We start from the raw sequence: 14,624 nt of genomic DNA, 5'->3' as shown, positions 1-14,624 counted from the left end.
GGGCACGGGTCAGGAAGGTGACGCGTCTCACGGACGCTTCCGCGGAGGTTCAGCTCCGTCGCGCGACGTAGAGGTAGTAGTCGAGGTCCCGGCCCTCGCGCTCGACGACGCGATGGACCTCCTCGCACCCGGCGAAGGTCCGCTCCAGTCGCCTGCGCAGGGAGGTCGAACGCGTCGCGGACCAGACGGCGACCACGCCGCCGGGACGCAGGGCCCGCTTGACGACGGCGAGGAACGGTGGTTCGTAGACCTCGGTGTTGGCCATGTGCACCAGGAAGTCCGGGCCGTTGTCGACGTCGAGCAGGATCGCGTCGGTGCTCGCGTCCGGTCGTTCCGGGAGCCACCGGCGTACGTCGTCGACGTGGGCACGCACCCGCGGGTCGTCGAGCACCCCAGCGGTGTCGGGGACCAGGCCCTCCCGCACCCACGCCACGACGGCCGGCTCGAGTTCGACGACGTCGACGTGGGTGATCCGCGGGTCGGCGAGGAGCTCTCGCACGGTGAAGCCCAGCCCGAGCCCACCGACGGTCACCGACCACGTGCCGGTCGCCGGCGGGTGGGCCAGCGCCGCCCGCGCGAGCAGGCGTTCGGTCGTGGTCTCCAGGGTGTCCATGACGAAGGTGCCGTTCGTGATCAACTCGAAGACCTCGGCGCCCTCGTCGGTGAGCCTGCGCCGCAGGGCGACCGATCCGCGCGCGGACTCGTCCACGGCCAGCGTGACCGGTCGCGAGGCGTCGGGAGCCGGAATCTCGCTTCGCACCACCTCCACACCCTAGGACAGGCCCGTTCGGAGCCAGGGTGCCCCGGACGCTCGTCCTCCGGGGACGGTCCGGCGGGCTTCCTCCGGCGGGAGGAGACCTCGGGCGGGCGGAAAGGACTAGCCTCAGGTGTCGCGACCAGTGACACACCAGGGAGCCCACCATGAGCAACGCCCCGTGGTCGGCCGGCGGATCGGGCGATCTTCGCGCCTCCGACTCCGACCGCGACCGGACCGCCGAGGTGCTTCGCGACGCTGCTGCCGCCGGGCGCCTCGACCTCACCGAGTTGGAGACTCGCCTCGAGCAGACCTTCAACGCCAAGACCTACGCCGAACTGGTCCCGCTGACCGCCGACCTGCCCGAGGCCGCTGGTGCGGGCCGGGCCGGCACGTCCGGTGCGGTCGGTGACGTAGGCGCTCCCAGACAGGGGCCGCACGAGGTCAACGCGCTCCTGAGCGAGCAGAAGGTGGCCGGGCGCTGGCTCGCGCCGCGGCAGATGACCGCCCGGTCGATTCTCGGCTCGGTGACGATCGACTTCACCGACGCCGCGCTCCCGCACGAGGTCGTGCTCGACGTCCAGATCGGGCTCGGCCAGATCACGCTGATCGTGCCCGACGACATCGCCGTCGACATGGACGCCGGCACCACCGTCCTCGCGAGCAAGGACAACAAGACCCGCGGCACGCACGCGCCGGGCACCCCGGTGATCCGGGTCCGCGGCACGGTCATCCTCGGCGAGCTGGTGGCCCGGCCGCCCCGCCGTCGGAACTGGTTCAAGTGGGGCAAGGACGGCTCGACGTCCTGACCGGCGGGCCTGGGCGGGCAGCCGCCGGCCGGTCCGTCAGCCCTCGACTCGGCCGAAGTTGATCGTGGAGTAGGCGCGCAGCTTGCTCAGCGCGTGCTCGGACATGATCGAACGGATGGTGCCGCTGCGCGAACGCATCACCAGGGAGTGTGTGGTGGCGCCGTCGCCGCGGTAGCGGACACCGCGGAGCAGTTCGCCGTCGGTGATCCCGGTCGCGACGAAGAAGACATCGTCCCCGGAGACCAGGTCGTCGGTCATCAGCACCTTGCCGATGTCGTGCCCGGCGTCGATCGCCTTCTGGCGTTCGTCGTCGTCGCGTGGCCACAACCGACCCTGGATCATCCCGCCGATGCACTTCATCGCGCAGGCCGCGATGATGCCCTCGGGCGTCCCGCCGATACCGACCAGCAGGTCGACGCCGGTGTCGGGGCGGGCCGCCATGATGGCGCCGGCCACGTCGCCGTCGGTGATGAACTTGATCCGGGCGCCGGCCTCCCGGATCTCGCGCACCAGCCCCTCGTGCCGTGGACGGTCGAGGATGACGACGGTGACGTCCTCGGGTGAGCCGCGCTTGGCGCGGGCGACCCGCTTGATGTTCTCGGTGACGGGCGCGGTGATGTCGATCGCGTCGGCGGCCTCGGGCCCGGTGACGAGCTTCTCCATGTAGAACACGGCCGACGGGTCGTACATCGCCCCGCGCGGCGCGACCGCGAGCACCGACACCGCGTTGCTCATGCCCTTGGCCGTGAGCGTCGTCCCGTCGATCGGGTCGACGGCGACGTCGCACTCTGGTCCCTCGCCGGAGCCGACCTCCTCACCGTTGAAGAGCATCGGGGCGTTGTCCTTCTCGCCCTCGCCGATGACGACGACACCGTGCATCCCGACCGAGGCGATCAGGGTGCGCATCGCGTTGACGGCGGCCTGGTCGGCGCCGTTCTTGTCGCCCCGGCCGACCCAGCGGCCACCCGCCATGGCCGCCGCCTCGGTCACCCGGACGAGCTCGAGCGCGAGGTTGCGGTCGGGTGCGTCCTCCCCGGTACGAAGCGGGGGAGGCACGCTCGCGGCAGCGGCGCTGGTGCTGGGGCTGGCCATGGGGTGTCTCCTTCGCAGTCCGGTTCGCTGTCCGGTTCGCTCAACCGTCCTTGTCGAGGTTCTCGACCTCGACGGCGCCCGCCGCGGCACGGGCCGCCTCGAGTCGGGCCCGGGCACCGTCCAGCCAGCCCTGGCAGATCCTGGCCAGCTCCTCGCCGCGTTCCCACAGGCGCAGGGACTCCTCGAGGGTGGTGCCACCCGCCTCGAGCTTGCGGACGACGTCGACGAGTTCGTCACGCGCCTGCTCGTATGACGGTGCGGTCTCGGTCTCGCTCACAGGTCCGACCCTATCGACGGGGTTCCCCACGCGGCGGGCCCGGTCGGAAACGCCCCGAAGTGTCCAGGTCTGCCCGGGGTCTTGCGCGGCGGATGACGGTCGGTTGGACCCTGATCCGCGAGACGGCGCCTAGGTAGGCTCGCCGTCGACCCGGACGCCGAACTGGCCGCCCGCGACCCGCGCGGCAAGGGACTCGCCCGCCTCGACCTCACCGGGGTCCCGCACGGCCCGGCCGTCCGCCTTCTGCAGCACGGCGTAGCCGCGTTCGAGGGTCGCCTTCGGGGACAACGCGCGTACCCGCGCCAGTTGATGGTGGAGGTTGTCGTCGGCCCGGTCCAGTAGTTGGGTCACGCACCGGTGGGCTCGGTCGCGCAGGGCGTCGACCTGTTCGGCCCGCCGGCCGAGGTCGCGTTCAGGGTCGCCGAGAGCGGAACGTGCCCGCAGCGTGTGCAGCGCGGTCAGCTCCCGGTCGAGCCAGCCGCCGAGGATCTGCCGGCCCCGGGTGCGCAGCGCCTCGATCCGGGCGGTCTCCTCACCGACGTCGGGCACGATCCGGCGGGCGGCGTCGGTCGGGGTGGAGGCACGGAAGTCGGCCACCAGGTCGAGAAGGGGTGTGTCCTGCTCGTGCCCGATCGCGCTCACCACCGGTGTACGGCACTGTGCGACCGCGCGGATCAGGCCCTCGTCGGAGAACGGCAGGAGGTCCTCCACCGAGCCGCCACCGCGGGCGAGCACGATCACCTCGACCTCCGCGTCGGCGTCCAGCCGACGCAGCGCCTCCATCACCTGGCCGGCCGCCTGTGGGCCCTGGACGGCGACGTTCTCCACCCGGAACCGAGCCGCCGCCCACCGCCGCCGGGTGTTCTCGAGGACGTCGTGCTCGGCCGCCGAACCGCGCCCGCAGACGAGCCCGATCACCGTGGGCAGGAACGGCAGCGGACGCTTGCGCTCCCGGGCGAAGAGGCCCTCGGCGGCGAGCAGTCGCTTCAGGCGTTCGATCCGGGCCAGCAGGTCGCCGAGCCCGACCGGACGGATGTCGGCCGCGGCGAGGGAGAGCGTGCCCCGCGGCGCGTAGTAGGTCGGCCGGGCGTGTACCAGGACCCGGGCACCCTCCACGACCGGTGGATCGACGATGTCGAAGACCCGCCGCGGACAGGTGACCTGCACCGAGATGTCGGCGACCGGGTCGCGCAGGGTCAGGAACACCGTGGACGTGCCCGGCCGTCTGGTCAGCTGGGCCACCTGGCCCTCGACCCACACCGCGCCGAGCCGCCCGATCCACTGGCCGATGAGATTGGCGATCTGGCGGACGGGTGCCGGGCTCTCCGGTGAGGTCTGCAGGGGCATGGGCGCAGCTTAGGGGTCCGGATGGAGACCGTACGCGGGGTTGCGTCGGGTTTCCTCCGCTGCGCGTGGAAGGTGACAATCGCCACATCGCGGGCAGCGGTGGGGCGTCCTTCCACACCAACGGGCGCTCGCCGGTCGTCCATGCCCGTGGCGGGCGGGCACAGGCACCGGACGAGCCACTTACGATGAGGGGCATGACGTCGACCGAACGCCGTGTCCTGCTCGCCGCCCCCCGGGGTTACTGCGCCGGTGTCGACCGCGCGGTGGTCACCGTCGAGAAGGCCCTCGACCTCTACGGCCCTCCGGTCTACGTCCGCAAGCAGATCGTGCACAACAAGCACGTCGTCAGCAGCCTGGAGGAGCGCGGCGCGATCTTCGTCGGCGAACTCGACGAGGTACCCGAGGGCGCGATGGTGGTCTTCTCCGCCCACGGGGTCGCGCCGTACGTGCACGAGCAGGCACGCGACCGGTCACTGCGGACGATCGACGCGACCTGCCCCCTGGTGACGAAGGTGCACAACGAGGCCAGGCGGTTCGCCGCCAACGGCCGCGACATCCTGCTCATCGGCCACGCGGGTCATGAGGAGGTGGAGGGAACCGCGGGGGAGGCGCCCGACCACATCCAGCTGGTCCAGGGCCCCGAGGACGTCGACCGGATCGAGGTCCGCGACCCCTCCAACGTCGCCTGGCTCTCCCAGACCACCCTGTCGGTCGACGAGACGATGCAGACGGTGGAACGCCTCCGGGAGAAGTTCCCGCAGCTGATGGACCCGCCGAGCGACGACATCTGCTACGCCACCCAGAACCGCCAGATCGCGGTGAAGGAGATCGCCCACCAAGCCGACCTGATGATCGTGGTCGGCTCGGCCAACTCCTCCAACTCCGTCCGCCTCGTCGAGGTCGCGCTGGAGGCGGGCGCCACGGCGGCCTACCGGGTCGACAACGCGAGCGAGGTCGAGGGCGCCTGGCTCGACGGGGTCTCCGTCGTCGGGGTCACGAGCGGTGCTTCGGTGCCCGACTCGCTGGTGGAGGGCGTACTCGACCTGCTCACCGAGCGCGGTTTCCCGCCCGCCGAAGAGGTCAGGACCGCCGAGGAAAGCCTGATCTTCGCGCTGCCCCCGGAGCTTCGGAAGGGTCTTCGAGCGGCTCCTCAGCACTGACCTCCGGCGGGGCTTCGCCGAGGGCGACGCGGAGCCCGATGGTGCCGAGAGCGAGCGCGCAGGCCGCGACGAGCGTCCACGACTCCGCGGCGAGCCCGGCGAGTACGGCGCCGAGGGGCGACGACGTTCCACCCAGCCGTTCCGGTGCCAACGCGCCGACGCCGACGAAGGTCGCGAGCGCGGACAGCGGTGGCAGCACCCCCGCGGTGAAGACGTCCGAACGCCGGATGCCCGCCGCCACACCGAAGGCCGTCAGGACGAAGCACAGGCTGAACAGCACGCCGAGTCCGCCGGTCACCACGAGGTCGAGGGCCGCACCGGCCGCGCTGCCGCCGATCCCCACGAGCACCCCGACCAGAGGGGGCATGCCCGACTGTCGTGGGCGCCGGTCCCGACGTTTGGTCGTTCGTGCGCGCTCGGCCGGGTCGGCGTCCGCCCGCTCCGGCCGGCTGCCGGCCTGGTCAGGCCGCCGGGTCCGGTCGGCGCGCGGTTCGGCGGACGTGCCGTCGGCGCCGCGGCGGCCGCGGCGCGGTCGCAGGTCGTCGGGGTAGTCGGCGTTCTCCTCGTCGCCCGCCCGGGCGGGCCGGCCCGGTGTGGGTACCGGTTCGTCGGGAGCCACTTCGCCGATGCCCGACCGCTCGGGTGTCACGCCCGCCGCTGTGGTGACCAAGGCTTCCTGGCGGGGCGAGGGCGGGTCCGCGAGTGGGTCCTGGAACGTCCGTACGTCGAGGTCGGGACGGAGGCCGGAGACGGTGGGCTCGGGGTCGATTCCGCGATGGGCCGCCGTGGTCTCGCCGGGGATGTCGAGGCCCGGCCAGTTGACGGTTGGTGGGTGCGAGTCGGGGGTGTCCTGGCCCGCCAGGGGGCCGGGCGCGCCCAGCGGGTCGGCCAGGTCGTCCCAGCCGGCGCGCGTGCCGGTGTCGGGTGTGCCGGTGTCGGGTGTGCCGGTGTCGGGTGTGCCGGTGTCGGGTGTGCCGGCGGGCGACCAGTCCGGGCCGGGCAGGTCCGCGTAGCCCGGCAGCCGCGGGAAGTCGGCGAACGGGTCGGGTCCGCTGGGCTCGGGCGCGACCTCCTGGCCGGCGCGTGCCGACCGGGTACGGGACTCACCCGACGTCTCGAAGAGTTCGCCCCGGTGCCCGGGCGGTGCCGGCGCGTGCCGGCTCGACCCGGCGGTGGCGTCGGCGGCAGTGGCCGGGGAGCCCACGGCGTCTGGGGCGTCCAGGGGAGCGGACGGTGCGGACGGCGTGCTCGGCGCCGGCGATGTGGACGGCTCGACGGCGCGCCGCCGCCGGCCGCGTGCACGGGTGTCGTCGGGTCCGGCGGGTGCCGGCGGGCTCCACCCGGCCGGGGGTGCGGCCGGATGTGCGGCCGGCCCGGACTCGACCGGCACGTCGCCAGCCAGTGGACGGCGGGTGCCGCGCGCTCGTCCGGTCAGCCGGGGCGGGAAGTCGTCCTCGTCGGGCTCGTCCGGCACCTGGTCGGTCGAGGGCGACGGCGGGACGAAGCGCGCGCGGCGCCCGAGTGGAGCACCCGCGTCCGAGCCGGGACCCTGCCGCGTCGGTATCTGCGCTGTCGGTTCCTGCGTCGGTCCCTGCGCTGTCGGTTCCGGGAGCGGAAAGGCCGCCCGACGTCCACCGAGCGGGCGTACCGGCGACGCCGGCGGCTCGGCGGAAGGAGTCGCAGCCCGCCGGCCTCGGCTGGGTGCGGCTGGGCCGGAGGCGTCGGTGGGAGGTTCGCTGGGCCGATGCCCTTCGTTGCGGTGCCCATCGTTGCGGTGCCCATCGTTCCGGCGCTCTTCGGGCTGGAGGTCGCCGAGGCGGTGCTCACCGGTGCGGTGGAGTCCGGGCTGCGGGTCGTCGGACGGGCGCTCCTCGGGCCGGGGCCCGGTCGCCATCCGTCGGCCGATCACGCGCTCGGGGGTCCGACCTTCGGTGGGGTCGTTCGCACCGGCGGTGCCAGTCGCGCCAGTGCCAGCGGCGCCGGGACCCGACGCGACGTTGGAGAAGGGGATGGGTCGACCCGTCGAAGTCGACGACGTGGAGCGACCACCGGCACCAGCGGGCCGCCGGCCGGCGCGCTGGGCGGCACCGGAGGGGTAGGCGCTGGAGGGGTAGGAACCTGAGGAGTCGGGACGCCTGGGCGAGTCTCCCCGTCGGGACGAGTCACCGGATCGGGGGCCCGGACGGTCGAACGAATCAGCTGGTCCGGGAGCGTCGGCGTAGGAGTCCTCGGAGCCGCGCATCGGTGACGACGCCGCTTCGCTACCCGAGTCCCGCACCCCAGAACGATATTGCCCCGATCTGTGCCGCGTCACGAGCCCCCGGGAAGAGATCATGAGAATTACCGCACAGTACGTAGCCGGCGGATGCGTACCGTCACCCCTCGCCGACCCTCCGGATAGTTCGGGCTTCGGCGGCGGAGGCGACGAGTTCGGCGGCCGCGAGTGGACGCACGGCCTGGTCGACGGGCTCCGGGCTGTCCAGCTCCTCGCCGGTGACCTTGAGGTCGTGCAGCCGCCGTGCGGTGACGAGTACGCGGGTCTCGAGGGAACCCACCGCCTCGTTGTAGGAGCCGACGGCGCCGCTCAGCGAGCGACCGAGCCGGTCGAGGTGCTTACCGAGACGGCCCAGCCGCTGGTAGAGCTCGCGGCCCAACTCGAAGACCTCGCGGGCGTTCTGGGTGAGTGCCTGTTCGGTCCAGGCGTAGGCCACGGTGCGAAGGAGGGCGATCAACGTGGTGGGGGTGGCGAGGATCACCCGGCGTTCGGCGGCGTACTCCAGCAGCGTGGGGTCGGCCTCGAGGGCGTGGGACAGAAACGCCTCGCCCGGCATGAACAGCACCACGAACTCCGGAGTCGCGGGAAGCCGGCGCCAGTAGCCCTTGCCGGCGAGGGAGTCGACATGGTGGCGCACCTGCCGCGCGTGTCCGGCGAGGCCCTGGGCGCGGGCCCGGTCGTCGCTCGCCTCCGCGGCGTCGAGGAACGCCTGCAAGGGGACCTTGGCGTCGACAACCACGTGCTTCCCGCCGGCCAGATGAACGACCATGTCCGGTCGGTGCACGGCGTCGGTGTCGCCGTCGGTGTTGGCGGCGCTGTGCTGGAAGCTCACGTCGCAGTGTTCGACCAGCCCGGCCAGCTCCGTGGCGCGGGCGAGGTGCAACTCACCCCAGCGGCCGCGCACCTGGGGCTTGCGCAGGGCGGTCGCGAGGGCGCCCGTCTCCTTGCGGAGCGCCTCGCCGGTCAGGCGTACGGCGTCGACCTGCTCCCGCAGTGAGGACTGCAGCGCCACCCGGGACTCCTCCAGCTCACGCAGCCGGACGTCGAACCGGTCGAGGCTCTCCTTGACCGGCGCGACGACGGTCTCCGCTGCCCGCACCCGGGCGTCGGTGAGGTCGAGCAGCTGCCGGCTGGACTGGGCGAGGGCGTCGGACGACAGCGACTTGAACTGCTCCGCGAGCGACCGGCGGTCGGCGGTCAGCTCGGCGAGCCGGCCCTCTGCCGCGTCACGTTCGGCACTCGCCCGGGCGAGCGCCTCGGCGATCCGGGCCCACACGAGCAGGGCGCCGATCGCCACGCCGAGGGCCAGGCCGACGAGGAACGCGAGGAAGATCGTTCCGTTCATGGTGACCACTTTGTCGGTGAGCACCGACATAGCTCGTCAACCTCTCCGAACCGGCGCGCCGCGGCGCCTCCTCCTCCCGGCTGCCTCTTTGCCGCCTGCCTGGTTCCTCCCTGGTGGGACCCGCCACGCGGCCGGCTCCGCTTCGAGGCGCGGGTCCGCGTAGGCTTGCGGCCCGTGGCCTTGTCGATCGGAATCGTCGGGCTTCCCAACGCGGGGAAGTCGACACTTTTCAACGCGCTCACCGCGAACGACGTGCTCGCGGCCAACTACCCGTTCGCGACGCTCGAGCCGAACGTCGGCGTCGTCGGCGTGCCCGATCCCCGGCTCGACGTCCTCGGCGAGATGTTCGACTCGGCGAAGGTCGTCCCGGCGACGGTGCAGTTCGTCGACATCGCCGGCCTCGTCCGGGGCGCGTCGGAGGGGGAGGGTCTCGGCAACCAGTTCCTCGCCCACATCCGCGAGACCGACGCGATCTGCCAGGTCACCCGGGCGTTCCGCGACCCCAACGTCGTCCACGTCGACGGCAAGGTCTCACCGTCTGGCGACATCGGCACGATCACGACCGAGCTGATCCTCGCCGACCTGCAGACGATCGAGAAGGCACTGCCGAGGCTGGAGAAGGAGGCCCGGCAGAAGAAGGACGTCGCCGAGACCGTCGCGGTCGTGCGCCAGGCCCAGGAGGCGCTGGAGAAGGGCGAGACCGTCTACGCGACCGGCCTCGACCTCGCGACCCTGCGCGAGCTCAACCTGCTCACGGCCAAGCCGTTCATCTACGTCTTCAACTGCGACGAGGACGAGCTCACCAGCGACGATCTGCGCGCGGAGCTGTCCGCTCTGGTGGCGCCGGCCCAGGCGATCTTCCTGGACGCCAAGATCGAGTCCGAGCTGCTGGAGCTGCCACCGGAGGAGCGGACCGAACTCCTGGAGTCGACCGGGCAGGAGGAGTCGGGCCTGAAGATGCTCGCGCGCGTCGGGTTCGACACCCTCGGCCTGCAGACGTTCCTCACCGCCGGGCCCAAGGAGTCGCGCGCCTGGACGATCCGGAAGGGATCCACCGCGCCGGAGGCGGCCGGGGCGATCCACACCGACTTCCAGCGTGGGTTCATCAAGGCCGAGATCGTGTCGTACGACGATCTCGTCGACGCGGGTGCCATCGTCGAGGCGCGTTCCCGCGGCAAGGTCCGGCTCGAGGGCAAGGACTACGTGATGGCCGACGGCGACGTCGTGGAGTTCAAGTTCAACGTCTAGGACACGACCTCACCGCGCCCTTCCGCTCACCCGGGCGAGACCGACGGATCGCCGACGGCGTCGAGGAGCAGGTCCCAGCGCAGGGGCGGGTGCGGCTCGCCGGGTTCGTTGAGTTCGGCGACGTCCGGGTCGAGTAGCAACCTCAGGCCGGGAACGGCGAGCAGTGCGGCCCTGCTGCGTTCCCACGCCGGATGACGGACGTGGGCGGCGTTGACGTTCGGCAGGATCACCACCCGCCGGGCCGGACGGATCCCGAACAGCTCGTTCAGCTTCGTCGTGGCGCGGTTGTCGCCGATCCCGGCGGCCAGCTTGTTGAGGGTGCCGAACGACGCCGGCGCGACGACCGCGGCGTCCGGACGCGCCTCGGTCGCCGTGCGGTACGGCGGATAGTCCGATCCGGCGGTCACCGGAAGGTCGGTGAGTTCGGCCAGCCGGTCCATCGAGCCGGTCGAGCGCAGCCAGGTCTGCGCGTTCGGCGTCGGAACCACCTGGACCGTCCAGCCGCGAGCGACCAACGGCGCGACGGCGACGTCGGCCACGTCGTCCAGGCCTCCGGCCGCGGTCACGACGAAGAGCAGGTGTGGCATCAGCGCGGGCCCGGGCCGGCGACGTGGTGGAGGGCTGTCGTCAACGTCGCCGTGACGAACGTCGGCCTGGGGCCTTGGTCAGCAGGGTGTCGGCGAGCCCGCCGCGACGGGTGCGGAGCTTCCGGCTGGCGACGTAGCCGAGGGTGAGAGTGAGCAGTGCGGCCGCGCCGGCGCCGACCCGGCGGTCGGTGGCGGCTCGGCGGGCCGAGGCGCGCATCCGCCGCCACCGCTCGCCGGGATCGTGGGGGTCGACGGTCGGGAAGTCGCGCTCGTCCAGGGCGAGGTAGCCGGTCGCGGCGGGTGTGGTCTGGTGGTCCTTGACCCGACCGCGGTAGAGCAGCACCCGCACCCGGCCGCCGTCGTGGGCGAGGGGAGTGCGGGTGGCGAGGTCGTAGACGTGGACGCGTTCGCCGCCGGTCAACTGGCCGGGATGGTCGATGATCCAGCTCTCGAGCAGCGACCTGACGACGGAGGCGGGCGGGCGACTGAACTCGTCGTCACGAAGGACGGTCCGCTGCCAGCCGTCGCCCTGCTCGTTGGTCGCGATCTCGTAGGTGTAGCGCTCTTTCATGGTCCCCCTCGTGGCGCGCGATGATCGGCGACACCGCCGATGGCCAGCTTAGGGCGTGTTCCATGAAGCGCGACCGGTCAGCAGGGGCCGACACACGTCGGTGGGCTGAGCCCGATCGGGCTCAGCCCTTGTCTGTGCGGAGCGGGATGGGGTGTGCGGGGAGGTCCCGCTGGTGGTGCTCTCAGGCCGCGTCAGCGCGACGTGAGGGCGTGGCCGTGGCAGCCGTAGCCTGGCGCGCATGCGGTCGCGCCGCCGCTGGTGTGGTGTCGAGGCCTGGTGCGGCCCGCGACCCAGGTCGCGGGACCTGCGGCTCCGGTCGAACTCGCCGAGGTAGGCGACGGCGACTGGTGCGGCCCCGTCGCCCGCTTCGGCCTTGTAGACCCGGACCCGCACGGTGGCCAGCAACCGAGCGGACTCGGCTCGCGTCGCGTTGGTGTAGACGATGACCCGGCCGCCGGTGAGGCGACCGGCGTGGTCGATGATCCACTGCTCGAGCAGGCCCCGGGCGATCGACTCCGGATCCCTGCTGAAGGTGTTGGTGTGAATGACGGCCGGCGTCCACCGACCGTTCTGGGCGCTCGTCGCGATCTCGTATAACGCTCCCTCATGATGAACCCCCTTGGGTTCGCGGTGTCGGTTGCGGCGCGCACCATCGGGAACCGGGACCGTTGTCTTCCGCCTTGCGCCTCAAGGATCTCCGGCCGCAAGCCCGTCAGTCAACAGATTTTGCGTAAGAGATGCTGAACAGCGCCTTCTTCTAGGAAAACTTTCGGTGCGAGGGGTCGCTGACAGGAAATCGCCGACCTGCCGTCCACTCCGGCCACGGACTGTCGTCACCTGATCGACATCCACTACTATCGGCGCTCCAGATCGGACCCTTCGCCATCACTCCTGCCAGGAGAGACATGGGAAGTGACCGCATGACGCGCCGGCGACTGCTGGGCGTGGCCGCCGGAACCGCCGCACTGGCGACCGGTTGCGGACTCTCCCGCGACGGCGCACTGGGCGACGGCACAGGTCGGATCACAGTCTGGACGTGGCCGGACAACGACCGGACGTTCCTCCAAACCATCCCTTCGTTCGAACGCCGTTTCCCCGACATCAAGGTGCGGGTTCAGGGCTTCAGCGGCAACTTCAACAGCAAGCTGCTGGGGGCGCTCGTCTCGGGCACGGGGCCTGACGTCGCCATGGTCGAGATCACCAACGTCTCCAACTTCCAGAACAAGCCGGGGTTCGTCGACCTCGCCCAGAAGCCCTTCGGCGCCGAAGCGGTGGCCGGGAAGTACGCCGACTTCTCCTGGAAGTATGTCACCGGCGGCGACAGCGGGCGCGTCTTCGCACTGCCGAAGAACACCGGTCCCGGTGGGATGTTCTACCGCCGCGACCTGTTCCAGGCGGCCGACCTGCCGACGGAGCCAGCGGACGTCCAGGAAAGCATGCGCGACTGGCCCGCGTTCGTGGCGGCCGGCAGGAAGGTCGCGGTCAAGGGCGAGCGCTGGCTGGTCGATGATCCCGGCCAGCTCGTCGCGGTCCTGCGCAACCAGGCCGGGCTGTCCTACTTCGACGAGTCAGGGACCCCGCAGCTCGACGACGACATCGTGGTGGGGGCACTGGAGTTCGCCATCGAGTTGCAGAAGAGCGGGCTGATGGCCCCCGACATGTCCTCCCAGGAACGCGGCGCGGCCATCAACGAGGGCAAGATCGCGACGTTCTTCTCCGGCAACTGGTTCGGTGGCCTGATCAAGGCGCAGTACGCGCCCGACAGCGCGGGCAGGTGGGGCGTCGCGCTGGCACCCGCGACCGACGGCGTGAGCGCCTTCAACTACGGCGGCGACTTCATCGGCGTCCTGCGGGCGAGCACCAACCAGCTTGCCGCCTGGGAGTTCGTCAAGTGGGTCACCCAGGACCCCGCGAGCCTGTCGGCGATGTACGCCCGCGACCTCTACCCCGCCTGGAAACCAGCCTGGGACAGCGCCTGGATCAACAAGCCGGACCCGTTCTACGCCAACCAGAACGTCAACACCGTCTTCAGTGAGGTGTCTGCCACCATGAAGCCGCCGGTGACGAATCCCAACGACGCCATCGCCAACACCGCCCTGTCGAGCGCGGTCAACGACGTCGTGCACGGCGTCCGCTCGATCAGATCCGCGCTCCGACGTGCCCAGGCCGAGGTCGAGGACAAGGTCGCGTGAGCGGGACGACCCTCCTCGACCAGGGCCGGCGCGCCGGGAGCGGCTCGGCCGGTGCGAGCGGACTCGGGGCCCGCATCAGTGCGCACCGGACCTTCTATCTCATGGTGTCGCCGTTCTTCGTGCTGTTCGCGCTCTTCGGGCTCATACCGATCGTCGCGGCGTTCTGGATCGGGTTCACCGACTGGGACGGGCTGAACCCCGCCCGCTTCGTCGGACTGGACAACTACGTCGCCATCGTCACCGACCCGGCGTTCGGCAAGGCGGTCTTCAACACCGTCTACATCTGGCTCGGCTCGACCCTGCTCACGGTCGGCGCGGCGTTCGTCCTCGCCTATCTCATCAACGAGTACGTCGTGTTCGGTCGCAGCTTCCTGCGGATGGTGTTCCTGCTGCCGCTGCTCGCCGCGCCCGCGGTCATCGCGATCATCATGAGCGTCCTGTTCTCCACGAACGCCGGTCTGGTCAACGCCTTCCTGTCGGCGGTGACCGGTGACCGGGTGACCTATGAGTGGCTCGCCTCCACCGGCTGGATCAAGCCCATCATCATCGTGATGATCGCCTGGCGGTTCCTCGGCTTCCACATGCTGTTGTTCGTCGCGGGGCTGCAGTCGATTCCCCGCGAGCTGTACGACGCCGCGCGGGTCGACGGTGCGGGGGGTTGGCAGGTGTTCGCCCGGGTGACGTTCCCGCTGATGCTGCCGATCATCTTCTTCAGCGCCACCTCCTCCACCGTCGGTGCCTTCCAGCTCTTCGACGAGCCCTACGTGCTGACCAACGGCACCGGCGGCACCGACCAGGCGGCCGAGGTGCTGGGCACGATGCTCTACCGCACGGCGTTCACCGACTTCCGCTTCGGAATGGCCTCGGCGCTGTCGTGGGTGATGTTCGCGCTGATCGCCATCTTCACCATCGTCAACAGCCGCTTGCTTCGGGTGCGGGTGTGAACGGCGTGGCAGCGGCCGGCGGC

General features: G+C 71.3%; 14 protein-coding genes. 6 read left to right on the top strand and 8 right to left on the bottom strand.

The window, feature by feature from the left end; translation table 11 throughout:
- Window positions 1-49: 49 nt before the first annotated feature.
- Window positions 50-763 (bottom strand): spermidine synthase, encoded by a 714-nt coding sequence (locus HEB94_RS41980; protein ID WP_337918323.1) that lies wholly within the window; start codon window positions 761-763, stop codon window positions 50-52.
- A gap of 158 nt (window positions 764-921) precedes the next feature.
- Between HEB94_RS41980 and HEB94_RS41975 the strand changes: the two genes are divergently transcribed.
- Entirely contained in the window at window positions 922-1,563 is a 642-nt protein-coding gene (locus HEB94_RS41975; protein WP_192754992.1) for a DUF1707 SHOCT-like domain-containing protein, read from the top strand.
- A 36-nt stretch (window positions 1,564-1,599) separates the two neighbouring features.
- Here the strand turns inward: HEB94_RS41975 and glpX are convergent, their stop codons facing one another.
- The 3 genes from glpX to xseA all read right to left on the bottom strand — a co-directional run bounded on the left by glpX (window position 1,600) and on the right by xseA (window position 4,279).
- The gene (gene glpX, locus HEB94_RS41970; protein ID WP_202896833.1) at window positions 1,600-2,655 is read right to left on the bottom strand and encodes a class II fructose-bisphosphatase; all 1,056 of its coding nucleotides are present in this window, start codon (window positions 2,653-2,655) and stop codon (window positions 1,600-1,602) included.
- Between the two features lie 40 nt (window positions 2,656-2,695).
- Window positions 2,696-2,932: an exodeoxyribonuclease VII small subunit gene (locus tag HEB94_RS41965; RefSeq protein ID WP_192754991.1), complete on the bottom strand. Its 237-nt coding sequence runs from the start codon at window positions 2,930-2,932 to the stop codon at window positions 2,696-2,698.
- Between the two features lie 129 nt (window positions 2,933-3,061).
- The gene (xseA, locus tag HEB94_RS41960; RefSeq protein WP_192754990.1) at window positions 3,062-4,279 is read right to left on the bottom strand and encodes an exodeoxyribonuclease VII large subunit; all 1,218 of its coding nucleotides are present in this window, start codon (window positions 4,277-4,279) and stop codon (window positions 3,062-3,064) included.
- A 185-nt stretch (window positions 4,280-4,464) separates the two neighbouring features.
- Here xseA and HEB94_RS41955 point away from each other — a divergent pair, with 185 nt between their 5' ends.
- Window positions 4,465-5,439 carry a 4-hydroxy-3-methylbut-2-enyl diphosphate reductase gene (locus HEB94_RS41955; protein ID WP_202896832.1) on the top strand — a complete coding sequence of 325 codons (975 nt, stop codon included), beginning with the start codon at window positions 4,465-4,467 and terminating at the stop codon, window positions 5,437-5,439.
- Here the strand turns inward: HEB94_RS41955 and HEB94_RS41950 are convergent.
- The gene (locus tag HEB94_RS41950; protein ID WP_192754988.1) at window positions 5,360-6,913 is read right to left on the bottom strand and encodes a DUF6542 domain-containing protein; all 1,554 of its coding nucleotides are present in this window, start codon (window positions 6,911-6,913) and stop codon (window positions 5,360-5,362) included. The two genes, HEB94_RS41955 and HEB94_RS41950, sit on opposite strands and share 80 nt — an antisense overlap.
- 270 nt (window positions 6,914-7,183) lie before the next feature.
- On the opposite strand from HEB94_RS41950, the gene HEB94_RS41945 reads away from it, so the two are divergent.
- A complete protein-coding gene (locus HEB94_RS41945; RefSeq protein WP_192754987.1) occupies window positions 7,184-7,561 on the top strand; it encodes a hypothetical protein in 378 nt (125 codons plus the stop codon).
- Window positions 7,562-7,814: 253 nt separating this feature from the next.
- On the opposite strand, the gene HEB94_RS41940 is transcribed toward HEB94_RS41945, so the two are convergent.
- Window positions 7,815-9,059 (bottom strand): DNA recombination protein RmuC, encoded by a 1,245-nt coding sequence (locus HEB94_RS41940; protein WP_238361760.1) that lies wholly within the window; start codon window positions 9,057-9,059, stop codon window positions 7,815-7,817.
- 174 nt (window positions 9,060-9,233) lie between these two features.
- On the opposite strand from HEB94_RS41940, the gene ychF reads away from it, so the two are divergent.
- A complete protein-coding gene (gene ychF, locus HEB94_RS41935) occupies window positions 9,234-10,307 on the top strand; it encodes a redox-regulated ATPase YchF (protein WP_192754986.1) in 1,074 nt (357 codons plus the stop codon).
- A 26-nt stretch (window positions 10,308-10,333) separates the two neighbouring features.
- On the opposite strand, the gene HEB94_RS41930 is transcribed toward ychF, so the two are convergent.
- Both HEB94_RS41930 and HEB94_RS41925 read right to left on the bottom strand, forming a co-directional pair.
- Complete coding sequence (locus HEB94_RS41930) at window positions 10,334-10,894, bottom strand: flavoprotein (RefSeq protein ID WP_192754985.1); 561 nt, start codon at window positions 10,892-10,894, stop codon at window positions 10,334-10,336.
- Between the two features lie 40 nt (window positions 10,895-10,934).
- The gene (locus HEB94_RS41925) at window positions 10,935-11,465 is read right to left on the bottom strand and encodes a hypothetical protein (protein ID WP_192754984.1); all 531 of its coding nucleotides are present in this window, start codon (window positions 11,463-11,465) and stop codon (window positions 10,935-10,937) included.
- 905 nt (window positions 11,466-12,370) lie between these two features.
- On the opposite strand from HEB94_RS41925, the gene HEB94_RS41920 reads away from it, so the two are divergent.
- Together HEB94_RS41920 and HEB94_RS51745 are read left to right on the top strand one after the other, a co-directional pair.
- Window positions 12,371-13,657, top strand: a complete 1,287-nt coding sequence (locus tag HEB94_RS41920; RefSeq protein ID WP_192754983.1) for an extracellular solute-binding protein — start codon at window positions 12,371-12,373, stop codon at window positions 13,655-13,657.
- Window positions 13,654-14,601, top strand: a complete 948-nt coding sequence (locus HEB94_RS51745; RefSeq protein WP_337918318.1) for a carbohydrate ABC transporter permease — start codon at window positions 13,654-13,656, stop codon at window positions 14,599-14,601. The genes HEB94_RS41920 and HEB94_RS51745 overlap by 4 nt, the downstream gene beginning before the upstream one ends.
- The last annotated feature ends 23 nt before the right edge of the window (window positions 14,602-14,624 follow it).

It is taken from the genome of Actinopolymorpha pittospori (assembly GCF_014873875.1).
Lineage (GTDB): Bacteria > Actinomycetota > Actinomycetes > Propionibacteriales > Actinopolymorphaceae > Actinopolymorpha > Actinopolymorpha pittospori.
This window is presented reverse-complemented; position numbering and strand designations above follow the sequence as displayed.